Source organism: Ancylobacter polymorphus (genome assembly GCF_022836935.1).
Taxonomy (GTDB): domain Bacteria; phylum Pseudomonadota; class Alphaproteobacteria; order Rhizobiales; family Xanthobacteraceae; genus Ancylobacter; species Ancylobacter polymorphus_A.
On the sequence record NZ_CP083239.1, the window covers coordinates 2,567,864 to 2,590,475 of the forward strand.

19 protein-coding genes and 1 riboswitch are annotated in these 22,612 nt (G+C 71.4%); of the genes, 13 read left to right on the plus strand and 6 right to left on the minus strand.

The genetic code is table 11. The features are described 5' to 3' along the window. Positions 1 to 10 precede the first annotated feature (10 nt). Complete coding sequence (recQ, locus tag K9D25_RS12125; RefSeq protein ID WP_244375467.1) at positions 11 to 1,849, minus strand: DNA helicase RecQ; 1,839 nt, start codon at positions 1,847 to 1,849, stop codon at positions 11 to 13. A gap of 167 nt (positions 1,850 to 2,016) precedes the next feature. Here recQ and cbiB point away from each other — a divergent pair, with 167 nt between their 5' ends. Continuing rightward, a complete protein-coding gene (gene cbiB / locus K9D25_RS12130) occupies positions 2,017 to 2,997 on the plus strand; it encodes an adenosylcobinamide-phosphate synthase CbiB (RefSeq protein ID WP_244450860.1) in 981 nt (326 codons plus the stop codon). Positions 2,998 to 3,084: 87 nt separating this feature from the next. Here the strand turns inward: cbiB and K9D25_RS12135 are convergent, their stop codons facing one another. From K9D25_RS12135 to cobU, 4 genes are all read right to left on the minus strand, one after another. After that, entirely contained in the window at positions 3,085 to 4,575 is a 1,491-nt protein-coding gene (locus K9D25_RS12135; RefSeq protein ID WP_244375469.1) for a cobyric acid synthase, read from the minus strand. Between the two features lie 190 nt (positions 4,576 to 4,765). After that, positions 4,766 to 4,990 (minus strand): NINE protein, encoded by a 225-nt coding sequence (locus tag K9D25_RS12140; protein WP_244375471.1) that lies wholly within the window; start codon positions 4,988 to 4,990, stop codon positions 4,766 to 4,768. 123 nt (positions 4,991 to 5,113) lie between these two features. Next, positions 5,114 to 5,734, minus strand: coding sequence for a cob(I)yrinic acid a,c-diamide adenosyltransferase (gene cobO, locus K9D25_RS12145; RefSeq protein WP_244375473.1), 621 nt, complete (start codon positions 5,732 to 5,734; stop codon positions 5,114 to 5,116). After that, positions 5,731 to 6,246 carry a bifunctional adenosylcobinamide kinase/adenosylcobinamide-phosphate guanylyltransferase gene (gene cobU / locus K9D25_RS12150; RefSeq protein WP_244375475.1) on the minus strand — a complete coding sequence of 172 codons (516 nt, stop codon included), beginning with the start codon at positions 6,244 to 6,246 and terminating at the stop codon, positions 5,731 to 5,733. The genes cobO and cobU overlap by 4 nt, the downstream gene beginning before the upstream one ends. A 149-nt stretch (positions 6,247 to 6,395) precedes the next feature. Continuing rightward, a riboswitch (cobalamin riboswitch) is annotated at positions 6,396 to 6,600 on the plus strand. 113 nt (positions 6,601 to 6,713) lie between these two features. Here cobU and cobW point away from each other — a divergent pair. The 6 genes from cobW (at position 6,714) to K9D25_RS12180 (ending at position 14,700) form a co-directional block, all read left to right on the plus strand. Continuing rightward, on the plus strand, positions 6,714 to 7,775 hold the full coding sequence (gene cobW, locus K9D25_RS12155; RefSeq protein ID WP_244375477.1) for a cobalamin biosynthesis protein CobW: 1,062 nt from the start codon (positions 6,714 to 6,716) through the stop codon (positions 7,773 to 7,775). A 124-nt stretch (positions 7,776 to 7,899) separates the two neighbouring features. Beyond that, positions 7,900 to 11,382, plus strand: a complete 3,483-nt coding sequence (cobN, locus tag K9D25_RS12160; RefSeq protein ID WP_244375479.1) for a cobaltochelatase subunit CobN — start codon at positions 7,900 to 7,902, stop codon at positions 11,380 to 11,382. Further along, the gene (gene cobG, locus K9D25_RS12165; RefSeq protein ID WP_244375480.1) at positions 11,379 to 12,572 is read left to right on the plus strand and encodes a precorrin-3B synthase; all 1,194 of its coding nucleotides are present in this window, start codon (positions 11,379 to 11,381) and stop codon (positions 12,570 to 12,572) included. Before cobN ends, cobG begins: the two co-directional genes overlap by 4 nt. Beyond that, positions 12,573 to 13,208: a precorrin-8X methylmutase gene (locus tag K9D25_RS12170; protein WP_244375481.1), complete on the plus strand. Its 636-nt coding sequence runs from the start codon at positions 12,573 to 12,575 to the stop codon at positions 13,206 to 13,208. After that, entirely contained in the window at positions 13,205 to 13,942 is a 738-nt protein-coding gene (locus tag K9D25_RS12175) for a precorrin-2 C(20)-methyltransferase (protein ID WP_244375483.1), read from the plus strand. Before K9D25_RS12170 ends, K9D25_RS12175 begins: the two co-directional genes overlap by 4 nt. Then, a complete protein-coding gene (locus K9D25_RS12180; protein WP_244375485.1) occupies positions 13,939 to 14,700 on the plus strand; it encodes a precorrin-3B C(17)-methyltransferase in 762 nt (253 codons plus the stop codon). The genes K9D25_RS12175 and K9D25_RS12180 overlap by 4 nt, the downstream gene beginning before the upstream one ends. A gap of 116 nt (positions 14,701 to 14,816) precedes the next feature. Here the strand turns inward: K9D25_RS12180 and K9D25_RS12185 are convergent, their stop codons facing one another. Beyond that, positions 14,817 to 15,599: a cobalt-precorrin-6A reductase gene (locus K9D25_RS12185; RefSeq protein WP_244375487.1), complete on the minus strand. Its 783-nt coding sequence runs from the start codon at positions 15,597 to 15,599 to the stop codon at positions 14,817 to 14,819. Between K9D25_RS12185 and cbiE the strand changes: the two genes are divergently transcribed. The 6 genes from cbiE to K9D25_RS12215 all read left to right on the plus strand — a co-directional run bounded on the left by cbiE (position 15,598) and on the right by K9D25_RS12215 (position 22,465). Next, positions 15,598 to 16,860 (plus strand): precorrin-6y C5,15-methyltransferase (decarboxylating) subunit CbiE, encoded by a 1,263-nt coding sequence (cbiE, locus tag K9D25_RS12190; protein WP_244375489.1) that lies wholly within the window; start codon positions 15,598 to 15,600, stop codon positions 16,858 to 16,860. The two genes, K9D25_RS12185 and cbiE, sit on opposite strands and share 2 nt — an antisense overlap. Then, positions 16,857 to 17,252 (plus strand): cobalamin biosynthesis protein, encoded by a 396-nt coding sequence (locus K9D25_RS12195; RefSeq protein WP_244375491.1) that lies wholly within the window; start codon positions 16,857 to 16,859, stop codon positions 17,250 to 17,252. Before cbiE ends, K9D25_RS12195 begins: the two co-directional genes overlap by 4 nt. Continuing rightward, positions 17,249 to 18,007, plus strand: a complete 759-nt coding sequence (gene cobM / locus K9D25_RS12200) for a precorrin-4 C(11)-methyltransferase (protein ID WP_244375493.1) — start codon at positions 17,249 to 17,251, stop codon at positions 18,005 to 18,007. Before K9D25_RS12195 ends, cobM begins: the two co-directional genes overlap by 4 nt. 157 nt (positions 18,008 to 18,164) lie before the next feature. Next, entirely contained in the window at positions 18,165 to 19,499 is a 1,335-nt protein-coding gene (locus tag K9D25_RS12205; RefSeq protein WP_244375494.1) for a cobyrinate a,c-diamide synthase, read from the plus strand. Beyond that, a complete protein-coding gene (locus K9D25_RS12210) occupies positions 19,496 to 19,873 on the plus strand; it encodes a DUF423 domain-containing protein (RefSeq protein ID WP_244375496.1) in 378 nt (125 codons plus the stop codon). Before K9D25_RS12205 ends, K9D25_RS12210 begins: the two co-directional genes overlap by 4 nt. A gap of 90 nt (positions 19,874 to 19,963) precedes the next feature. Further along, the gene (locus tag K9D25_RS12215; RefSeq protein WP_244375498.1) at positions 19,964 to 22,465 is read left to right on the plus strand and encodes a glycogen/starch/alpha-glucan phosphorylase; all 2,502 of its coding nucleotides are present in this window, start codon (positions 19,964 to 19,966) and stop codon (positions 22,463 to 22,465) included. Positions 22,466 to 22,612 lie beyond the last annotated feature (147 nt).

Sequence of the window (22,612 nt, forward strand, 5' to 3'; positions counted from 1 at the left end):
TTCGGATTTCTTAAGAGAATTCTTTGAGAATCTTAAGAAACGCCGCTCCGAACGCCTCCAGCTTGGCGGCGCCGACGCCCTTGACGCCGGCGAGTTCGCTGCGCGTGCGCGGGTGCTCCACCGCCATTTCCTCCAGCGTCTTGTCGGCGAAGACGACATAGGCCGGCACGTTGCGCTCGGCCGCGAGATCGCGGCGCAGCGCCTTGAGCCTGCCGAGCAGCGCCGCTTCGGCCGGGGCCAGTTCCGCCCCGCTGTCGGAACGGGCGAAGCGCTCGCGCGAGCGCTTGGCGGGCGCGCGCAAAGTGAAGGCGCGGGTGCCCTTCAGCACGGCGAGGCCGGTCTCGGTGAGGGTGAGCGCGCCGAAGCGGGTGGGGTCGGCGTGCAGCGCCCCGGTGGCGACCAGCTGGCGCAGCAAGGCGCGCCACTCGGTCGCCGGCTTGTCGCCGCCCGCGCCGAAATCGGCGAGCTTGTCATGGCCGCGACCGCAGATCGCATCCGTGCGCTGGCCGGTGACGACGCTGGCGAGATAGGCGGCGCCGAAGCGCTCGCCGGTGGCGCGCACGAGGCGCAGCACCAGCTGGGCCTCGGTGCTGGCGTCGATCACCTTGGGCGGATCGCGGCAGACATCGCAGGCGCCGCACGCCTTGGCGCGCTCGCCGAAATAGCCAAGCAGCACGGCGCGCCGGCAGGTCACCGCCTCGCAGAAGCCGACCATGGCGTCGAGCCGGCGGGCTTCCACCATCTTGCGCTCGGGCGGGGAGGGTTCCTCGTCGAGGAAGCGGCGGCGGGTGGCGATGTCACCGGCGGAATAGAGCAGCAGCGCTTCCGCCGGCTGGCCGTCGCGGCCGGCGCGGCCGATCTCCTGATAATAGGATTCCAGCGTGCCCGGCGCGTCGGCATGCAGCACATAGCGCACATCCGACTTGTCGATGCCCATGCCGAAGGCGACGGTGGCGACCATCACCACCCCGTCCTCGGCGAGGAAGATTTCCTGATTGGCGGCGCGCGCCTCCGCGCTCATGCCGGCATGGTAGGGCAAAGCGCGGATGCCGGTGGCGGCGAGCCGCTCGGCGGTCTCGTCCACCTTCTTGCGCGAGATGCGGTAGATGATGCCGGACAGCCCCGGCCGGGCGCGGACATAGCTCTCGATCTGCCGCGCCGGGTCCTTCTTGTCCTCGACGCCGATGAAGATGTTCGGCCGGTCGAAGCCGGAGACGAAGACGCGCGCCTGCCCGCCGAACAGCCGCTCGACAATGTCGTCGCGGGTGGCGCGGTCGGCGGTGGCGGTCATCGCCACCAGCGGCAGGCCGGGGAATATCTCGCGCAGCCGGCCGAGGCCGAGATATTCATTGCGGAAGGAATGGCCCCATTGCGAGATGCAATGCGCCTCGTCCACCGCCACCAGCCCGAGCGGAAAGCGCGACAGCGCCGCCAGCATGCGCTCGGTGAGCAGGCGTTCCGGGGCGAGATAGAGCAGGCGCACCTCGCCCGCCGCCACGCGGCGCCAGATTGCGACATTCTCCTCGCGGGATTTGCCCGAATGGATGGCCTCGGCGGCGACACCCTGCAGCTTGAGCGCGTTCACCTGGTCGTCCATCAGCGCGATGAGCGGCGAGACGACGATGGAGAGCCCGCCCTTCACCAGCGCCGGCAATTGGTAGCACAGCGATTTTCCCGCACCGGTGGGCATGACCGCGAGCGTCGGCACGCCGGCGAGGATGGAATCGACCACCTCCTGCTGGCCGGGACGGAAACGGTCGAAGCCGAACACCTCGGCGAGCCGCGCCCGCTTCGCCTCCTCGATGTGAGGCGGCAGGATGCCGTGCGATGAGGTGACGGGGATATTCATTCCGTGCGTCGTCGTCCGTTTCAGGTGCCCTTGGGCGTCAGGGGTCTTGCTGGCGACCGCGCGGGCGGAAATGGTGGCCGCGCGGCCCCCCGGGGGATTCGCCGCCTTCCGGCAGGGAGGGGTGAACCGCGCGCCGGACCAACGACATGCCGAGAGAATCACTCGCGATGAGCCTCGACCTTACTCTTGGTTTAACCCTGGCGGCGCTGCTGTTCGAGGTCGCCTTCGGCTATCCCTCCTTTTTGCTCGCCCGGATTGGCCACCCGGTGATGTGGATCGGCCGGCTGATCGGCGCTCTCGACCGCCATGTCAACCGCGACGCCGCCGCCCCGCGCGAGCGGCGCCTCGCTGGCGTCGGGGCGCTGGTGCTGATCGTGGCGGTGAGCGGCGGTGCCGGGCTGCTGGTTCAGGGCCTCGCGATGAAGGTGCCGTTCATCGGCCTGCTGCTGGCCGGGCTCGCCGGCTCCAGCCTGCTGGCGCAGCGCAGCCTCTACCAGTTCGTCGGCGCGGTGGCGGACGGGCTGGAAGTGAGCCTCGATGAGGGGCGGCGGGCGGTGTCGCACATTGTCGGCCGCGACCCGGACAAGCTCGACGAGGCCGGGGTGGCGCGGGCGGCGATCGAGAGCCTGGCGGAGAACTATTCCGACGGCGTGGTGGCGCCGGCCTTGTGGATGGCGGTCGGCGGGCTGCCGGGCGCGGCGATCTACAAGGGGGTGAACACCTCCGACAGTATGATCGGCCATCGCGACGCGCGGCACCTTCATTTCGGCTGGGCCTCGGCGCGGTTCGACGATGTGATCAACCTGCCGGCCTCGCGGCTGGCGGGCCTGCTGATCGTCGCCGGGGCGCTGTTCGTGCCGGGCGCTTCGTCGCGCCGGGCATGGCAGGCGATGCGGCGCGACGCCCGCCGCCACCGCTCGCCCAATGCCGGCTGGCCGGAGGCGGCGATGGCCGGCGCGCTCGGCATCGCCATCGCCGGGCCGCGCCATTATGGCGGCAAGCTCTCCGTCGACGGGCTGATGGGCGAGGGCGGGCGCTATGAATGCACCGCGGCCGACATCCGCCGCGCGCTCGCCCTCTACCGCGCGGCGGATGCGGTGATGCTGGCGCTGGTGGCCGGGCTGGCGCTGGTCGCTTGGGGGTGGTGAGGAAGGGCCTCACTTCCGCGCCCTCATCCGCGGGCGTGACCCGCGGATCCAGAGAATGCCGGCGCTCCCGGCCGCTGGGTGCCCGGGTCAGGCCCGGGCATGAGGGACGTTCGCCGCGATTTCCAGCAGCCGGTCGAGATCGACATGGCGTTCCAGATGCGCGGCCAGCGCGTCGAGCGCCGCCTCCACCCCGGCCTCATAGTCGAGCCCGCTCGGCGGCGCGCCGAGCGTGGCCAACCAATGCGCGCGCTGGCGGTCGTCCGAGAACAGGCCGTGCGCATAGGTGCCGATGACGCGCCCGTCCGGGGAGACCGCGCCTTCCGGCCCGGCGCCGTCGATAAGCGCGAAGGGCCGGGCGCGGCCGGGGCCCTCGGTCACGCCCATATGCATCTCGTAGCCGGAGAAGGGCGCGCCGCCGGCCGACCCGGTGACGGCGACGAGCCGCTTTTCGCCTGAAAGCACCGTGTCGACCTCCAGAAGGCCGAGGCCGGGCACGGTGCCGGGCGGGCCTTCCACGCCGTCGGGGTCGGAGAGGCTGCGCCCCAGCATCTGGTAGCCGCCGCACAGGCCGAGCACCCGCCCGCCGCGCCTGATATGCGCGAGAAGGTCGATGTCCCAGCCCTCGCGGCGGAAATCGGCGAGGTCGGCAATGGTGGATTTCGAGCCCGGCAGCAGGATGAGCGCGGCATCGGCGGGCAGCGGCGTGCCGGGCCGCACGCGCACGACGTCGACGCCCGGTTCGGCCTCCAGCGGGTCGAGATCGTCGAAATTGGCGATGCGCGGCAGCAGCGGCACGGCGATCTTCACCCGCGCACCGGGCTTCGCCGGCGTCGGAGCGTCGAGCGCCAGCGCGTCCTCCGCCGGCAGGCGGCGGGCGTCGGTGAAGAAGGGGATGAGGCCGAGCGCCTCCCAGCCGGTGCGGGACGCGATCGCCTCCATGCCGGCGGCGAAGAGGGCCGGGTCGCCGCGAAAGCGGTTGACGAGGAAGCCGCGTATCATCGCCGCGTCGTCCTCCGGCAGCACCGCCTTGGTGCCGACGAGCGAGGCGATGACGCCGCCGCGGTCGATGTCGCCGATGAGGATGACCGGCACCTGCGCCGCGCGGGCGAAACCCATATTGGCGATGTCATTGGCGCGAAGATTGATTTCCGACGCCGAGCCGGCGCCTTCCACCAGCACGAGGTCGGCCTCGGCCCGCAGCCGCCCATAGCTGTCCAGCACGGCTGCCATGAGGGCGGGTTTGAGCTTCTGGTAGTCCGCCGCCTTCGCCGTGCCCTGCGCCCGGCCCTGCACGATGACCTGCGCGCCGATCTCGCTCTGGGGTTTGAGCAATACAGGGTTCATATGGACGGAAGGGGCCACGCCGGCGGCGCGGGCCTGCAGCGCCTGCGCGCGGCCGATCTCGCCGCCATCGGGTGTGACGGCGGCGTTGTTCGACATGTTCTGCGGCTTGAACGGGCGCACGATGAGCCCGCGCCGGGTGAAGGCGCGGGCGAGGCCGGCGACGATGAGCGACTTGCCGACATCCGAGCCGGTGCCCTGGAACATAAGGGCGAGGGGAGAGCGGGGGGCGGTCATGCACCCTCTCCCCGTCGGGGAGAGGGATGGGGTGAGGGGAATCGGGGCCGATGAGCCGGGAGCCCTCTCACCGGCCCGCTGCGCGGGCCACCTCTCCCCGACGGGGAGAGGGCAGGACGGCCCGCAACAGGAAGGCTCGCACAGGTGGTGGATCCCCGGGGCGAGCCCGGGGATGAGGGGGCGGCCGGCCTCAGCCGCGCCTTGCTTCGAGATAGTCGACGCGGCGCTCCAGATTGGCCTCGCGCACCATGCCGGGGATGAGGAACAGGTCGATGATCTGGCCGATGCCGAGCAGGCCGACCGTCAACAGCCACAGGGCGCCGGTCCAGTAGCGGCCGGTATAGAAGCGCTGGATGCCGCACACGCCGATCAGGCCGAAGCACCAGAACAGATAGGCGATGGGGGTGGAACGCATCGAAGCGTTTCTCCATGAAAGAACCACGCCGCAACAGCCGGCGTCGGCTTTCACATAGGAATGCCGTTGCGCAATTGCGAGATCGCCGCCACGGCCCGCGTGCCGATTTCGATCGGTCGCGCATCAGAATTCGATGCCCTTCTGCGCCTTCACCCCGGCTTTGAAATGGTGCTTGACGAGCCCCATCTCGGTGACGAGGTCCGCCGCCTCGATCAGCTCCGGCTTGGCGTTGCGGCCGGTGACGACGATGTGCAGCCCCGCGCGCCGGTCGCTGAGCGCGGCCACCACCTCGGGCAGGGGGAGATAATCGTAGCGCAGGGCGATGTTCAGCTCGTCCAGAATGATCAGCCCGAAGGCGGGGTCGTCCATCATCTCGCGCGCCTTGTCCCAGGCGCGGCGGGCGGACGCGATGTCGCGGGCGAGGTCCTGCGTCTCCCAGGTGAAGCCCTCGCCCATGGAATGCCATTCCACCCGCGCGCCGAAGCTCTCCAGCGCCCGGCGCTCGCCGGAATCCCACGCGCCCTTGATGAACTGGACGACGCCGACCCTCAATCCGTCCGGCTGGCCGAGCGTGCGCAGCGCTAGGCCGAAGGCGGCGGTGGACTTGCCCTTGCCGGGGCCAGTATGGACGAGCAGCAGGCCCTTTTCGACGGTCTTTTCCGCCACTTCCGCGTCCTGCACCGCCTTGCGCTTTTCCATCTTGGCGCGGTGGCGGGCGGCCTCCTCGGGGGAAATCTCGCTCATGCGGCGCTTCCTTTCACGTAAAGCGGCAGGCCGGCGACGGTGAACACCACGCGCTCCGCGCGGGCGGCGACCATCTGGTTGAGCCGTCCCTGCGCGTCGCGGAACCGGCGGGCCAGCGCATTGTCCGGCACGATGGAGAGGCCGACCTCGTTGGAGACGGCCACAATCGGCCCGTCATGGGCGGCGAGCGCTTCCACCAGCGCGGCGGACTCCGTGGCAAGGTCAGCTTCCGCCAGCAGCCGGTTGGAAAGCCAGAGGGTGAGGCAATCGACCAGCACCGGCCGGCCGGGCGGCAGCGCCTTGAGCGCGGCGGCGAGGTCGTGCGGGGCGTCCCGCGTCTCCCAGCCTTCCGCGCGGCGGGCGCGGTGCTCGCCAATGCGCGCGGCCATCTCGTCGTCGAAGGCCTGCGCGGTGGCGAGGTAGCACCAGGGCGGCGGCAGGGCGGTGACGAGGCCTTCGGCATAGGCGCTCTTGCCCGAACGCGCGCCGCCGAGAACGAGCGTCAGCGCCATGGCAGGCAGACCGGGGCAAAGCGGGGCGGCATCGTCATCGGCTCCCAATGGGGCGGCGGCGGGCGAGCGGCGGACTATAGCGGCGGCGCGGGGGCGGGCAACCGCCGGGGGCCGGGGCCTGCGGTTTGACTTTGCCGGCCAAGCCTCCTTTAGTGGCCGCGACCGACGGTTTCCTCCCGCGAGGGAGGGACGAAGAGGGAATGCGGTGCGGGGCTCTCGGGCCCCAATTCCGCGGCTGCCCCCGCAACTGTAAGCGGCGAGCCTCAGCCGGAAGCCACTGGAGACCTCTCCGGGAAGGCGGCGACGAGGCGGCGACCCGCGAGCCAGGAGACCTGCCGGCGGTCCGGTCGTGCGTGCCGGCGGGGTGCCCGGCAGACAGGCAGAGACGCGCCACGGCGCGGCTTCGCGCGGGGATTCCTCCCCGCGACCGACGCATCCCACGAATCCGTCGCCCGTGGAGATGCCGCATGACTACCGATTCCCGCACCGCCCTTGATCGTGTCCCCTGCACCATCGTCACCGGCTTTCTCGGCTCGGGGAAAACGACGCTGATCCGCCATGTGCTGGAGCATGCGCGCGGCAAGAGGCTGGCGGTGATCGTCAACGAATTCGGCGATGTCGGCATCGACGGCGACATCCTCAAAGGCTGCGGCATCGACACCTGCCCGGAAGAGAACATCGTCGAACTCGCCAATGGCTGCATCTGCTGCACCGTGGCGGATGATTTCGTGCCGGCGCTCGACGCCATTCTCGCGCGGGAGCCGAAGGTCGATCACATCCTGATCGAGACCTCCGGCCTCGCTCTGCCCAAGCCCCTGGTGCAGGCCTTCCACTGGCCGGCGATCAAGAGCCGGGTGACGGTGGACGGCGTGGTGGCGGTGGTGGATGGCGAGGCGCTGGCCTCCGGCCGCGTGGCGCATGACCACGACGCGCTCGCCGCTCAGCGCGCCGCCGATGACAGCCTCGACCATGACGACCCGATCGAGGAAGTGTTCGACGACCAGATCGCCTGCGCCGATCTCGTCATCCTGACCAAGGCCGACCTGATCGATGATGCCGGCCAGGCCAAGGCCCGCGCCGCGCTCGACGCCGAACTGCCCAAGGGCGTGCGGGTGGTGAGCGTGACCGAGGGGCGGATCGACCCGGCGATCCTGATGGGCCTCGGCATCGGCACCGAGAACGACATCGAGAACCGCAAGACGCATCACGATGACGAGCTCGACCACGACCACGACGATTTCGACAGTTTCGTCGTCGCGGTGCCTGAAATCACCGACCCGGCCGAGTTCGCGGCACGGGTGGAGCGGGCGGCGGAGGAGGCCGACGTGCTGCGGGTGAAGGGGTTTTTGCCCGTCGCCGGCAAGTCGATGCGGTTGCTGGTGCAGGCGGTCGGCCCGCGCGTGGCGCATCATTTCGACCGCCCCTGGGGCGAAGCTGAGCGCACCGGGCGCCTCGTCGCCATCGGGCTGAAGGGCCTCGACCGCGCCAAGGTGGAGGCGATCCTCGCCGGGGAGCGCGTGGCGGCGTGAGCCTTCCGTCATCCCGGACGGCCGCGAGGCCGATCCGGGATCGCCGGCCGGAATGAACGGCAACCGATCCCGGCCCGGCGCTGCGTGTCGGCCGGGATGACGATTTCAGGAGACCCGCCTTCCCATGCACATTCTCGCCACCAGCTCCTCCAGCCTCGACGATCTCGTCGAGCCGGTCGATCTCGGCCAGACGCCGGGCGAGGTGGTGGTGGTGTCCTTTGCCGACAGCGATCTCGGCGCGCTCGCCACCGCCATGGCGCGGGCGCAGGCGCGGGAGGAAGAGCGGGGCGAGGACCTGCCGAGCCTGCGCCTCGCCAATCTGCGCGATCTGCGCCACCCGATGTCGGTCGACCTCTGGATCGACAAGGTGGCGATCCATGCCCGCATCGTGGTGGTGCGGCTGCTCGGCGGGCTCGACTGGTGGCGCTACGGCGTCGACCGGCTCAGCGCCGAGGCGCGGGCACGGGGCTTTCACCTCGCCGTGCTGCCGGGCGAGGACCGCGACGATCCCCGCCTTGCCGAGGCCTCCACCCTGAGCGAGGCGGAGCTCGCCACACTGCTCGGCTATTTCCGCGCCGGCGGGCCGGGCAATATGGCCGCGCTGCTGCGGCTGCTTGCCACTTATGCGGGGCGGGCGATGCCCCCGCCGTCCGCGGCGCAGAACCTGCCGCTGGCCGGGTTTTATGCGTGGGGCGGGGCGTCCCCCTCACCCAACCCTCTCACCGGCGGGGAGAGGGCTTTGGCCGGCTTCCCACCGCCGTTTTCTTCCCCCTCTCCCCCTCGGGGAGAGGGTCGGGGTGAGGGGGCTTCTGCCGCCGCCATCCCGATCATCTTCTACCGCTCCATGGCGCTGGCGGGCGATACCGCGCCGGTGGAGGCCCTGTGTGCGGCGCTGATCGCGCGCGGGCTCGATCCGCGCCCGATCTTCGTCGCCAGCCTGAAGGAGCCAGTCTCCATCGGCTTCCTGCGCGATGCGCTGGCGGGTATGGACCCGGCCGCGATCCTGACCCTGACCGCCTTCGCCGCCGCCGATCCCGGCGAGGCGACAGTGCTGGACGCGCCCGGCGTGCCGGTGCTGCAAGCGGTCATCGGCACCACCAGCCGCACCGGCTGGACGGAGGGCGTGCGCGGGCTGACCAGCGCCGATCTCGCCATGCATGTGGTGCTGCCCGAACTCGACGGGCGGGTGCTGGCGGGGGCGCTCTCCTTCAAGGCGCCGCAGGAGATGGACGCCGTGCCCGGCTTCGCCGCGCTGGTGAACGCGCCGGTGCCCGACCGTGTGGCGCAGGTGGCAGAGCGCGTCTCTCGCCTGGTGCGGCTGCGCCAGACCCCGCGCGGCGCGCGCCGCGTCGCCGTGCTGATGCCGGACTACGCCGGCGCTCCCGGCCGCACTGGCTGGGCAGTGGGGCTCGACGTGCCGGCGAGCGTGCGGGCGCTGCTGGCCGATTTGAAGGCCGCCGGCTACCGGGTGGAAGACGAGCCTCGCGATGAGACGGCGCTAGTGGCGGCGGTGAGGGGCGGGTCGCCCCCTCTCCCCGCGGGGGAGAGGGATGGGGTGAGGGGTGCTTTTCCCTCTGCCCCCGTTCTACCCCTCACCCAACCCTCTCCCCGCCGGGGAGAGGGCTTTGCGGGGCACGACGCCGTCCTCTCCCTCGCCGCCTACCGCGCCCATCTCGCCACGCTGCCGTCCGAGGCGGTGGCGGCGGTCGAGGCCGCCTGGGGAGCGCCGGAAGACGACCCGGAGTTGATCGACGGGGCCTTCCGCTTCCGCGCTGCGCGCTTCGGCCATGTCACCGTGGCGCTGGCGCCGGAGCGCGGCGATGCGGCGGACCGGCGGGCGCAGTATCACGATCCCGCCCTGCCGCCGCGCCACGGGCTCATCGCCTTCGGCCTGTTGCTGCAGCAGACCGCCGACGCTCTCGTGCATATGGGCGCGCATGGCACGCTGGAATGGCTGCCCGGCAAGCATGTGGCGCTGACCCGCGCCTGCTTCCCCGAAATCGTGCTCGGCGCCCTGCCGGTGGCCTACCCGTTCATTGTCTCCAACCCCGGCGAGGCGGCGCAGGCCAAGCGGCGGATCGCGGCGGTGACGCTCGGCCATCTGCCGCCGCCGACGCAGGAGGCCGGCCTCGCGGACGACGCCGCTAGCCTGGAGCGGCTGGTGGATGAATATGCCGAGGCCGACGGGCTCGACCGCCGCCGCCGCGAACGCCTCGCCCGGCTGATCGTGGAGGAGGCGACGCGCACCGGCTTTGCCCGCGACGCCGGGCTGGACACGGGCGCCGACCCGGAGGAGGCCCTCAGACAGATCGACGCCTTTCTCTGCGACATCAAGGAGATGCGGCTGAAGGACGGTTTCCATGTCTATGGCCGTGGCCCCTGCGGGGAGGCCGAGCGCGACGGGCTGCTGGCGGCGCTGGACGCCCGCCGGGTGTCCGCCGGCCCGGCCGGCGCGCCGGGGCGTGGGCGGACCGACGTGATGCCGACCGGGCGCAACCTGTTCACCAGCGACCCCCGCGCTCTGCCGACGCCCACCGCCATGGATCTCGGCCGGCTGGCGGCAGAGGAGATCGTGCGCGCCTATGCGCAGGCGCATGGCGACTGGCCGCGTTCGCTCGTGCTCGACCTCTGGGGCAGCGCGACGCTGCGCACCGGCGGCGAGGAGATCGCGCAGGGCCTGGCGCTGATCGGCGCAAGGCCGGTGTGGGACCCGGGTTCGGGCCGGGTCACCGGCATCGAGGTTCTGCCGCCGGCGGTGCTGGGGCGCCCGCGCGTCGATGTCACCTTTCGCATATCGGGGCTATTCCGCGACCTGTTCCCGGCGCAGATCGCGCTTCTCGATGCCGCGCTGCGGGCGGTGGCGCGGCGCGAGGAGAGCGAGGAGGAAAACCCGCTGCGCGCGGCGGGCGAGGGGGCGGCGCGCATTTTCGGCACCGCGCCGGGGGCCTATGGCGCCGGGCTGGAACGCCGCGCCGACGGAATGGAGCGCGACGCGCTGGCCGACGCCTATCTCGCCAGCGCCTCGCATGCCTATGGCGGGGCGGAAGGCGCGGGCCGGGCGACAGGCGATTTCGCCGCGCGGGTGGCGGCGGCGGATATGCTGGTGCATGGCGCCGACGATCCCGGCCGCGACCTCTTGGAAGGCGATGCCGATCTCGCCTTTATCGGCGGTTTCGCGGCGGCGGCGGAAAAGCTCGGCCGCGCACCGGACCTCGTGGTGCTCGACACCTCCGATCCCGCCCGGCCGCAGGCCCGCCCTTTGGCGGCGGCGCTGGCGCGGATCGTGCGCGGGCGGGTGAACCCGCGCTATCTCGACGGGCTGAAGCGGCACGGCCCGCGTGGGGCGGCGGAAATGGCGGAGACGGTGGACCGGCTGATCGGCTTCGCCGAGGCGACGCGGGCCGTGCCCGGCCATCTGATCGACGCGCTGCACGGCGCCTATGTCGACGATGCCGGCATGCGCGCCTTCCTGATGGACGCCTCGCCCGAGGCGGCGCGCTTCATCGCCGCCCGGTTCGACGGCGCGCGCGACAAGGGCCTTTGGCACCCGCGCCGCAACGATGTCGGCGCCGGGCTCGCGCAGCTTGCCGGGGAGGCGGCGGAATGAGCGCGCTCTCCATGCGCCGGGGCGCCTGCCCGAGCCTGCCGGAACCGATGCAAACCGGCGACGGGCTGCTGGCGCGGCTGCAGCCTCTGGCACCACTGACGCTGGACCAGCTCGCCGGGCTGGCGCTTCTGGCGGCGGAACGCGGCAATGGCATCCTTGAGGTGACGGCGCGCGGCAAGCTGCAATTGCGCGGGCTGACGCCGGCCACCGTGCCGGGTCTTCCCGAGGCGGTGGCGGCGCTCGGCATCGACGTGCCACAGGGCTTTCCGGTGGAAGTGAGCGCGCTGGCGGGGCGCGACCCCGAGGGGCGGTTCGACCCGCGCCCGCTGGCGCGGGCGATCTCCGAGCGCGCCGCCCCGCTGGTGCCGCATCTGGCGCCGAAGGCCTCCGTGGTGGTGGATGGCGGCGGGCTGTTCCGGCTCGGCGGGCTGAAGGCGGATATCGCGGTGAGCGCGGCGGAGGGGGGGCTTTCCCTCACGCTCGCCGGCACGCCGTTCGGCGTGATGGAACAGGCGCGGGCGGCGGCGGTGGTGGTCGCGCTGCTGCAGCGGTTGGCGGCGTGCGGCCCGACGGCGCGGATGGCGGAACTTGTGGCGGCGGAGGGGATCGAGAGCCTGCGCGCCGCCTATGGCCTCGCCTCGCCCGTCGCCGCACCGGGGGAGGGTTTCGACCCGGTGGGTCTGCACGCGCTCAGCGACGGAAGCGTTGCGCTCGGAATCGGCCTCGCCTTCGGTCAGGTCCGGGCGGCGGCGCTGGCGAATCTGATCGACGCCGCGCGTCGGGCGGGCGTGACCGAGGTCGAGCCCGCAGCCGGGCGGGCGCTGCTGTTGGTCGGGCTCACGCCCGAGGCGGCGGAAACCCTGCGCGCGATAGCGGCGGGGCTCGGTTTCCTCACCGATGCCGGCGACCCGCGCCGGCGTGTCTTCGCCTGCGCCGGGCGCCCGGCCTGCGCCTCCGCGCGGCTCGACACCCATGAACTCGCGGCGACGCTGGTGCCGCTGCTGGGTGGGCGCGATCTCCATGTGTCGGGCTGTCCGAAGGGCTGCGCGCACCCGGCAAAAGCGGCGCTGACCATTGTGGGGCTGGACGAAGGGGCGGGTCTCGTGGTCGAAGGCACGCCGCGCGACGTGCCCGCCCGCATCGTGCCTCCCGCGCGCCTGCGCGAGACGATTGAGAAGGATCTGGCCTGAGTGTCCACCCCGTTCGACTATGAGCGCGACGGCAATGCGATCTATGAGCGCTCCTTCGCCATCATCCGCGAGGAGGCCGAGCTCGGCCGCTTCACGCCCGAGGAGGCGGATGTGGCGGTGCGGATGATCCATGCCTGCGGGCTAGTGGAAGCCGCCTTCGCCATCGATTTCGCCCCCGATCTGGTGCGGGCCGCCCGCAACGCGCTCAAGGCCGGCGCGCCCATCCTGTGCGACGCGCAGATGGTGGCGCATGGCGTCACCCGCGCCCGGCTGCCGGCGCAGAACGAGGTGATCTGCACATTGCGCGATCCTGAGGTGCCCGCTCTCGCCGAGCGGCTCGGCACCACCCGCTCGGCCGCCGCGCTGGAGCTGTGGCGCGACAGGATGGAAGGCGCGGTGATCGCCATCGGCAACGCCCCGACCGCCTTGTTCCGCCTCCTGGAAATGCTCGACGCCGGCGCGCCGAAGCCGGCGGCGATTCTGGGTATCCCGGTCGGCTTTGTCGGCGCGGCGGAATCCAAGGACGCGCTGGCGCTGGGCGAGCATGGCGTGCCGTGGCTGGTGGTGCGCGGAAGGCTCGGGGGTAGCGCCATGGCGGCGGCGGCGGTGAACGCACTGGCGAGGCCGGGCCTATGAGCGAGATCGCGCAGGGGCGGCTGATCGGCGTCGGCGTCGGGCCGGGCGACCCGGACCTCATCACGCTGAAGGCGGTGCGGGCGCTCGGCGCGGCGGATGTGGTCGCCTATTTCGCCAAGCTCGGCAATGCCAGCCATGCCCGCGCCATCGCCCATCCGCATTTCCGCGCCGGGGCGGAGGAACTGCCGCTCGGCTACCCCGTGACCACGGAAATGCCGAAGGACGAGGCGCCCTATCGCACGGCGATCACGGGGTTTTACGAGGCGGCGGCGGAAGCGGTGGCGGCGCATCTCGCGGCCGGGCGCACCGTGGCGGTGCTCTCCGAGGGCGATCCGATGTTCTACGGCTCCTACATGCATCTGCATGTGCGGCTGGCGCATCGTTATCCGACCGAGGTCATCGCCGGCGTCACCGGCATGTCCGGCTGCTGGTCGCAGGCGGGCACCCCGATCGCCCAGGGCGACGATGTGCTGAGCATTCTGCCGGGCACGCTTGCCGAGGACGAACTGGCGCGCCGGCTCAAAGGCACCGATGCGGCGGTTATCATGAAGGTGGGGCGCAATTTGCCGAAGATCCGCCGGGCGCTGGCCATTGCCGGGCGGCTGGAGCGGGCGCTCTATGTCGAGCGCGGGACGATGACGGGCAGCCTGTGCGAAAGGCTGGAGACGCGCGGGGATGCCCCGGCGCCCTATTTCGCCATCGTGCTGGTGCCAGGCTGGGAGACGAGGGCATGAGCAAGGGCAGATTGTTCGTCATCGGCCTCGGCCCCGGCGAGGCGCGCTTCCTCACCCCGGAGGCGAGCGCGGCGCTCAGCGCCGCCGAGGCGCTTTATGGCTACGAACCCTATCTCGCCCGCGTACCGGTGCGCGAGGGGCAGACGCGCCACCCCTCCGACAATCGCGAGGAACTGGTGCGCGCCGGCGCGGCGCTGGCCCATGCCGCCGCCGGCGCCACGGTGGCGATGGTCTCGGGCGGCGATCCCGGTGTGTTCGCCATGGCGGCGGCGGTGATCGAGGCGATCGAGGCCGGGCCGGCGGAATGGCGGGCGCTCGATCTCGCCATCGTGCCCGGCATCACCGCCATGCTGGCGGTGGCGGCGAAGTGCGGCGCGCCGCTGGGGCATGATTTCTGCGCCATCTCGCTCTCGGACAATCTGAAGCCCTGGGAGGTGATCGAGAAGCGGCTGCGCCTCGCGGCGCAGGCGGGGTTCGCCATGGCGTTCTACAACCCGGTGTCGAAAGCCCGCCCGCACCAGCTCGACACCGCTTTCGAGATTCTGCGCGCCGAGCTGCCGGCGAGCGTGCCGGTCATTTTCGGCCGGGCGGTGGGGCGGCCGGACGAGCGGATGCGGGTGGTGCCGCTCGGCCATGCGCGCGGGCACATGGCCGACATGGCGACCTGCATCATCGTCGGTTCGCCGGAGACGCGGCTGGTGGAACGCCCCGGCCTGCCGGCGCTGGTCTACACGCCGCGCCGCGCCGGGGAGGAGTGATGCGGGCGGTGGCCGTCACTCCCTCGCCCCGTCGGGGAGAGTGTCGGGGTGAGGGGGAGGGCCGGCCCTTGCCCGCAGGCGCCCCTCACCCAACCCTCTCCCCGACGGGGAGAGGGCTAGGAGGTTCGGCTGAGTGTCTCCAGCCAGTCCAACACCCCGTCCACGCTGTCGACCGTCTCGACCTCGGGCCGGGGCGGGCGGGTGACCATGATCACCTCGATGCCGAGCGCGCGGGCGGCTTTGATCTTGCCATAGGTCGCCTCCCCGCCGCTGTTCTTGGACAGGAGGGCGTCGATGCGGTGGGTTTTGAGCAGCGCGTGCTCGTCCGCCTCGGGGAACGGCCCGCGCGCCTCGATATAGCGCGCCTGCGGCAGGGCGAGCGGCGGGTCGACGGGGTCGATGCTGCGCACGAGATAGGCGTGCTGCGGCGCGGCCTCCAGCGCGCGCACCTCATTGCGGCCGAGCGCCACCAGCACCCGGCGCGGGGCGGGGCCGAGCTTTTCCACCGCTTCGGCAATGTCCGTGGCCTGCGTCCAGAGATCGCCGGGCTGCCGCTGCCATGCGGGGCGCAGCAGGGCGATGAGCGGCACGCCGGCGCGGCGGGCGGCCTCAGCGGCGTTGTGCGACATGGTGGCGGCGAAGGGATGGGTGGCGTCGATCACCGCGTCGATGCCCTCGGTTTTCAGATAGGCTTCGAGACCCTCCACGCCACCGAAGCCGCCGGAGCGGGTGGGGGCCTCCACAGGCAGCGGGTTGCGCGTGCGCCCGGCCAGCGACAGGCTCACCGCGAATCCCCCGCGCGCGGCGAGCCGTGCCGCGAGGTCGCGGGCCTCATTGGTGCCGCCGAGGATGAGCAGGCGCGGGACGCCGGCCTCCCGGCTCTTATCGGATGCGTTCATGCCCGACCGTGAAACCATCGCCTCCGCCGCGTCAACCGCTGACGACCGCTGGCTCACCCTTGTCGGCATCGGCGAGGATGGGCTCGATGGCCTTTCCCCCGCCGCGCGGGCGGCGGTGGAGGCGGCGGAAATCGTGTTCGGCGGGGCGCGGCATCTGGCGCTGGCCGGCGATGCGGTGAAGGGCGAGGCGCGGGCCTGGCCGAGCCCGTTCGCGCGCGGCATCGAGGCGGTGCTGGCGCTACGCGGGCGGCGGGTCTGCGTGCTGGCTTCCGGCGACCCGTTCCTGCACGGTGTCGGCGCCACGCTGGCGCGGCATGTGCCGGCGGAGGAGATGCGGGTGTTTCCCGCGCCGTCCGCCTATAGCCTCGCCTGCGCCCGGCTCGGCTGGCCGCTGGCGGAGGTGACCTGTCTTACCGTGCATGGCCGCTCGCTCGATCTGGTGCGGGCGCATCTTTACCCCGGTCGGCGGCTGCTGGTGTTGACCTCGGACGGCGCCGGGCCGGGCGAGATCGCGCGCCTGCTGGCGGAAGGCGGCTTTGGCGGCTCCCATCTCACCGTGCTGGAAGCGCTGGGCGGCCCGCGCGAGCTTGTGCGCCGCGCTCGGGCCGAGGGCTTCGCGCTCGATGATATCGACGCGCTGAACGTGCTCGCCATCGAGGTGGCCGCGGGGGAGGGCGCGCGCATCATTGCCCGGGCGCCGGGCCTGCCGGACGCGCTGTTCGAACATGACGGGCAATTGACCAAGCGCGAGATCCGCGCGGTGACGCTTTCCGCCCTCGCGCCCCGCCGGGGGGAACTTCTGTGGGACATCGGCGCCGGCGCCGGTTCGGTCGGCATTGAATGGATGCTGGCCGACCCCTCGCTCGCCGCCATCGGCATCGAGGAGCACCCGGAGCGGGCGGCGCGGGCGCGGCGCAATGCGGCCGCGCTCGGCGTGCCCGGACTGGAGATCGTCGAGGGGCGTGCGCCCGAGGCGCTTTCCGGCCTGCCGGCGCCGGCCGCGATTTTCCTCGGCGGTGGCGCGGGCGATGAAGGCGTGATGGACGCCGCGCTGGCCGCGCTCAAGCCCGGTGGGCGGCTGGTCGCCAATGCGGTGACGCTGGAGACCGAGGCGCTGCTCATCGCCCGCCATGCGGCGCTGGGGGGAGACCTCACGCGCCTCTCCGTCGCCCGCGCCGTGCCGGTGGGTGGGCTCACCGGCTGGCGGCCGGCGATGCCGGTGACGCAATGGAGCTGGGTGAAGCCGGGGGGCGCGCCGTGATCGTCGCCGGAGTCGGCAGCCGGCGCGGCGTCACCTCGGAGGAGGTGTGCGCGGCTGTGCGCGGGGCGATGGAGCGCCACGGCGTGAAGCTGTGCGACATCTCGCTGATGGCGACCCCGGCGGCGAAGGGCAGCGAGGCCGGCATCATCAAGGCGGCGCTCGATCTCGGCCTGTTGCTGGTCATGGTGCCGCAGCGCCAGCTGGAAGCGGCGGGCACGCGGGCGATGAGCCATTCCGACCGGGTCGTGGCGCTGATGGGCGTGCCCTCGGTGGCGGAAGCCTCGGCACTGGCCGTGGCCGGGCGGCGCTCGACGCTGATCGGGCCGCGCTTCGTGCTGGGGCCGGTGACCTGCGCCTTCGCGCGCGAGGCGGAGAAGGGAGAAGCACCGTGACCGTGCATTTCATCGGCGCCGGGCCGGGCGCGGCCGACCTGATGACGCTGCGCGGGCGCGACCTCATCGCCCGCTGTCCGGTGTGCCTCTATGCCGGCTCCATCGTGCCGCCGGAGGTGCTGGCCTGGTGCCCGGCGGGCGCGCGCATCGTTGATACCGCGCCGCTGTCGCTCGACGAGATCGAGGCGGAGTTCGTCGCGGCGCAGGCGTTGGGGCAGGATGTGGCGCGGCTGCAGTCGGGCGACCTCTCGATCTATTCGGCGGTGGCGGAGCAGATTCGGCGGCTGGAGAAACACGCCATTCCCTACACGCTCACCCCCGGCGTGCCGGCCTTCGCGGCGGCGAGCGCGGTGCTGGGGCGCGAATTCACCGTGCCGGGGCTGGCGCAGAGCCTGGTCATCACCCGCGTTTCCGGCCGCGCTTCGGCGATGCCGGCAGGCGAGACACTGGCGGCCTTTGGCGCGACCGGGGCGACGCTCGCCATCCATCTCGCCATTCACGCGCTGGGTGAGGTGGTGGCGGAACTGACCCCGCTCTATGGCGCGGTGTGCCCCGTCGCCGTGGTGGTGGAGGCGAGCCGGCCGCGCGAGCGGGTGATCCGGGGCACGCTGGGCGATATCGTCGCGCAGGTGGCAGCGGCGCCGGTGGAGCGCACCGCGCTCATCATGGTGGGTAAGGCGCTGGCGCCGGAGGATTTCCGCGAGAGCGCGCTCTATGACGCCGCCTATCAGCGCCGCTTCCGGGGGCGGGAATGAGGGGGCGCGGCTTGCCTTTGCCTCTCCCCGTCGGGGAGAGGTGGCCCGCGCAGCGGGACGGTGAGGGGTGCCTGAGTTGCCGCGCTCGACTGCCCCTCACCCCATCCCTCTCCCCGTCGGGGAGAGGGGGCAGCCGCGAACTCCCCGGAGCCGCCGCATGACCGCCCGCGCCTTCATCATCGCCGCGCCGCGCTCCGGTTCGGGCAAGACCACGGTGACGCTCGGCGTGGCGGCGGCGCTGCGGGCGCGCGGCGTGCGGGTACGGGTGGCGAAGTCCGGGCCGGACTATATCGACCCCGCCTTCCACGCCGCCGCCACCGGGCGGCCGGGGCTCAACCTCGACAGTTTCGCCATGCCGCCCGCCCTCATCGACGCGCTGGCGGCGGAGGTGGCAGAGGCGGCCGATACCGTCATCATCGAAGCCTCGATGGGGCTATTCGACGGCATCGAGGGCGAGGCCGGGCGCAGCGGCGCGGCGGCGGACCTCGCCGCCCGGCTCGGCCTGCCTGTCGTGCTGGTGCTCGACATTTCCGGCCAGTCGCAATCGGCCGCCGCCGTGGTGCGCGGCTTTGCCGGCCATGACCCGCGCGTGCGCATCGCCGGGGTGATCCTCAACCAGGTGGCGAGCGAGCGGCACCGGACGCAGGCCAGCACGGCCATCGAAGCGCTCGGCCTCCCCATTCTCGGCAGCCTGCCGCGCGACGGGGCGGTGCGGCTGCCGGAGCGCCATCTCGGCCTCGTGCAGGCGGAGGAGCACCCCGCGCTCGCGGCGCAATTGGCGGCGCTGGCGGAACGGGCGGAAAAGCACATCGACCTTGCTACGCTCTGCGCGCTGGGGGCGCCGGTGACCCCGGCCGGCCCGGCGCCGGTGGCGCTGGCTCCGCCCGGCCAGCGCATCGCCCTGGCGCGCGATGTCGCCTTTTCCTTCGCCTATGAGCATCTGATGGCCGGCTGGCGCCGGGCGGGGGCGGAAATCCTGCCCTTTTCCCCGCTCGCCGATGAGGCGCCCGCCGACCATGCCGATGCCTGTTGGCTGCCCGGCGGCTACCCCGAACTGCATGGGGAAAGGCTCGCGCAAGCCTTCCGCTTTCTCGATGGGGTGCGGGCCTTTGCCCGAACCCGGCCGGTGCACGGCGAATGCGGGGGCTTCATGGTGCTGGGCGAGGCGATCGAGGACGCGGAGGGCCGGAGCCACCCGATGCTCGGCCTGCTCGGCCACGCCACCAGCTTCGCCCGCCGCCGGCTCAATCTCGGCTATCGCCGCGCGGTGACGCTCGACGCTTCGGCGCTGGGGCCGGCGGGGACAAGGCTGCGCGGCCACGAGTTCCATTATGCCAGCGTCACACAAGCCGGCGACGATGCGCCGCTGGTCGCGCTGAGCGATGGACAGGGTAAGGAAATGGGTCCTTCAGGAAGCCGCCGGGGGCGCGTTTCGGGAACCTTCTTCCACGTCATCGCCACGGACGGCCAGTCAAGCGGAGCCGACCCATGAACGCCTTTCGCCGTTTCCTCGTTTTTGTCGCCGGCCTGATGGGCGCGGCCGGGGTGGCTGCGGCGGCGGCCGGCGCGCATGTGAACGCCGCCCCGAATTTGACCACGGCCGCCACCTTCCTCATGCTGGGCGCCAGCGCGGTGGTGGGAGGCTGCGCCCTGGCCGCGCTGCGCGGTCCGGGCTGGTCCTTCGCCAGTGTCGGCGCCGGTATCATCGCGCTGGGCACGGTGCTGTTCAGCGGGGCGCTGGCGCTGCGCGCGCTGTGGGACATCGTTGTTTTTCCTATGGCCGCGCCGATCGGCGGTACTATGCTCATCCTCGGATGGCTGGTGCTCGCCCTGGCCGCGTTTCAGAGGGAACCCCGCGCCGGCTGAGTTGGCCAAAAGGTTGCATCCGGCAGGGGTGAGATGAGCGGCCGCTTCCCGTTTCGCGGGGAGTGACCGCAAGGGGAGCACAAGCTGCACATGTCAGTCGAGGTCGAAGAGAAGATGCTGGACACGCCGGAGACACCCGCCCGCACCCTTTCCGCGCAGGGCGACGAGGTCGCCAAGTTCCGTGCCGCGGTGATCTCGAAGCTCACCTATGCGGTGGGCAAGAACCCCGCCGCCGCGAGCGACCGCGACTGGTTTCTCGCCACCGCCTTCGCCACCCGCGACCGCATCGTCGACCGCTGGATCACCTCCACCCGCCAGACCTATTCGGAAGGGCGCAAACGGGTTTACTATCTCTCGCTGGAATTCCTCATCGGCCGGCTGCTGTTCGACGCGCTGACCAATATCGAGATGCTGGAGACGGCGCGCTCGGCGCTGGGCGATCTCGGTGTCGATCTCGACCGGCTGCGCCAGGTGGAGCCGGACGCGGCGCTGGGCAATGGCGGCCTCGGCCGGCTCGCCGCCTGTTTCATGGACAGCATGGCGACACTCTCCATCGCCGCCTATGGCTATGGCATCCGCTACGAGAACGGCCTGTTCCGCCAGATGATCAAGAATGGCTGGCAGCAGGAATATCCCGAGGACTGGCTGTCCTTCGGCAACCCCTGGGAATTCGAGCGGCCGGAGGTCTATTACGACATCGGCTTCGGCGGCTCGGTGGAGTCCGTGGCCATGGGCGGCGACCGCAAGAAGCAGGTCTGGCATCCCGCCGAGACGGTGGAGGCGGTCGCCTATGACACGCCCATCGTCGGCTGGCGCGGGCGGCATGTGAACACGCTGCGCCTGTGGTCGGCCCGCGCGGCCGATCCGATCCGGCTCGACGCCTTCAACCAGGGCGACCATGTCGGCGCGCTGGTGAACCAGGTGAAGGCCGAGGCGATCTCCAAGGTGCTCTACCCCTCCGACGCCACGCCGGCGGGGCAGGAGCTGCGGCTGCGGCAGGAATATTTCTTCACCGCCGCCTCGTTGCACGACCTGATCCGCCGCCATGTCGACAGCTTCGGCGATGTGCGCTCGCTGCCCGACAAGGTGGCGATCCAGCTCAACGACACCCACCCCGCCATCGCGGTGGCGGAGCTGATGCGGGTGCTGATCGACGAGAACGACATCGAATTCGACGAAGCGTTCGACATCACGGTGCGGACCATCTCCTACACCAACCACACCCTGCTGCCGGAGGCGCTGGAAACCTGGCCGGTGCCGCTGATGGAGCGGGTGCTGCCGCGCCACATGCAGATCATCTACCTGCTCAACGCCAAGCATCTGGAGCGGGTGCGCACCGAGTTCCCCGGCGACGACGCGCTGCTCGGCTCGGTGTCGCTGATCCAGGAAGACCATGGCCGGCGCGTGCGCATGGGCAATCTCGCCTTCCTCGGCTCGCACTCGATCAATGGCGTCGCGGCGCTGCACAGCGACCTGATGACGACGACGGTGTTCAAGGATTTCTACCGCCTCTTCCCCGAGCGGATGAACAACAAGACCAACGGCATCACCTTCCGCCGCTGGCTCTACCAGGCCAATCCGGGCCTCACCAACCTGCTGGTGGATGTGTGCGGGCCGGCGGTGCTGGACGACGCGACGCAGCTGAAGAAGCTGGAAGCGCTCGCCGGGGATTCCTCGCTGCACGACCGGCTGATGGCGGTGCGGCGGCAGAACAAGGTGGCGCTGGCCCGGCTGATCCGCGACCGGCTGGACATCAAGGTGAACCCCGGCGCGCTGTTCGACGTGCAGATCAAGCGCATCCACGAATATAAGCGCCAGCTCCTGAACGTGCTGGAGACCATCGCGCTCTATGACGCAATGCGCGCCAATCCGGCGCGCAATTGGGCGCCGCGGGTCAAGATCTTCTCCGGCAAGGCGGCGGCGAGCTACCAGATGGCCAAGCTGGTCATCAAGCTCGCCAATGACGTGGCCAAGGTGGTCAATGACGACCCGACGGTGAAGGACCTGCTGAAGGTCGTGTTCCTGCCGAACTACAATGTCTCGCTCGCCGAGGTGGTGATCCCGGCGGCGGACCTGTCCGAGCAGATCTCCACCGCCGGCATGGAAGCCTCCGGCACCGGCAACATGAAGATGGCGCTGAACGGTGCGCTCACCATCGGCACGCTCGACGGCGCCAATGTCGAGATCAAACAGCATGTCGGCGACGACAACATCTTCATCTTCGGCCTCACCGCCGAGGAGGTGGAGCAGCGCCGCGCCGCCGGCATCGACGAGGCGGGCTCGATCCGCAATTCGCAGCATCTCGGCGAGGTGCTGGACGCGGTCGGCTCCGGCGTGTTCTCCCCGGACGAGCCGGACCGCTTCAAGCCGCTGGTCGACGCGCTGCGCTACCACGACTACTTCCTGGTGACGACGGACTTCGACGCCTATTGGGACGCCCAGCGCAAGGTGGACGCGCGCTGGAACAACCGGGCGGCATGGTGGACGTCGAGTGCCATCAACACCGCCAATATGGGCTGGTTCTCCTCCGACCGGACCATTTCCGAATACGCCAAGGACATCTGGAACGTGCCAGTGCGCCCGGTGCGCTGACGCGGCCGGCCGCCGGGTTCCGCCCGGCGGCCGTTGCACGGCGGCCATCGGGGCCGCGCCCCGGTAAGCCCGCCATTAACCTGATGCCGCGACGAGCGGCTGCGACCAGTGGACTTTGTGTTGGCGGTAGAGGAACCTTCACTGCGC

Excerpts from the sequence above, each read along its gene's own strand:
- cobO (WP_244375473.1), bottom strand. The coding sequence starts at position 5,734 with ATGAGCGAGATTTCCCCCGAGGAGGCCGCCCGCCACCGCGCCAAGATG.
- recQ (WP_244375467.1), bottom strand. The coding sequence starts at position 1,849 with ATGAATATCCCCGTCACCTCATCGCACGGCATCCTGCCGCCTCACATC.
- cobG (WP_244375480.1), top strand. The coding sequence starts at position 11,379 with ATGAGCGCGCTCTCCATGCGCCGGGGCGCCTGCCCGAGCCTGCCGGAA.
- cobN (WP_244375479.1), top strand. The coding sequence starts at position 7,900 with ATGCACATTCTCGCCACCAGCTCCTCCAGCCTCGACGATCTCGTCGAG.
- cbiE (WP_244375489.1), top strand. The coding sequence starts at position 15,598 with ATGCCCGACCGTGAAACCATCGCCTCCGCCGCGTCAACCGCTGACGAC.
- K9D25_RS12215 (WP_244375498.1), top strand. The coding sequence starts at position 19,964 with ATGTCAGTCGAGGTCGAAGAGAAGATGCTGGACACGCCGGAGACACCC.
- K9D25_RS12140 (WP_244375471.1), bottom strand. The coding sequence starts at position 4,990 with ATGCGTTCCACCCCCATCGCCTATCTGTTCTGGTGCTTCGGCCTGATC.
- K9D25_RS12205 (WP_244375494.1), top strand. The coding sequence starts at position 18,165 with ATGACCGCCCGCGCCTTCATCATCGCCGCGCCGCGCTCCGGTTCGGGC.
- cobW (WP_244375477.1), top strand. The coding sequence starts at position 6,714 with ATGACTACCGATTCCCGCACCGCCCTTGATCGTGTCCCCTGCACCATC.
- K9D25_RS12175 (WP_244375483.1), top strand. The coding sequence starts at position 13,205 with ATGAGCGAGATCGCGCAGGGGCGGCTGATCGGCGTCGGCGTCGGGCCG.
- cbiB (WP_244450860.1), top strand. The coding sequence starts at position 2,017 with ATGAGCCTCGACCTTACTCTTGGTTTAACCCTGGCGGCGCTGCTGTTC.
- cobU (WP_244375475.1), bottom strand. The coding sequence starts at position 6,246 with ATGGCGCTGACGCTCGTTCTCGGCGGCGCGCGTTCGGGCAAGAGCGCC.
- K9D25_RS12135 (WP_244375469.1), bottom strand. The coding sequence starts at position 4,575 with ATGACCGCCCCCCGCTCTCCCCTCGCCCTTATGTTCCAGGGCACCGGC.
- K9D25_RS12210 (WP_244375496.1), top strand. The coding sequence starts at position 19,496 with ATGAACGCCTTTCGCCGTTTCCTCGTTTTTGTCGCCGGCCTGATGGGC.
- K9D25_RS12180 (WP_244375485.1), top strand. The coding sequence starts at position 13,939 with ATGAGCAAGGGCAGATTGTTCGTCATCGGCCTCGGCCCCGGCGAGGCG.
- K9D25_RS12185 (WP_244375487.1), bottom strand. The coding sequence starts at position 15,599 with ATGAACGCATCCGATAAGAGCCGGGAGGCCGGCGTCCCGCGCCTGCTC.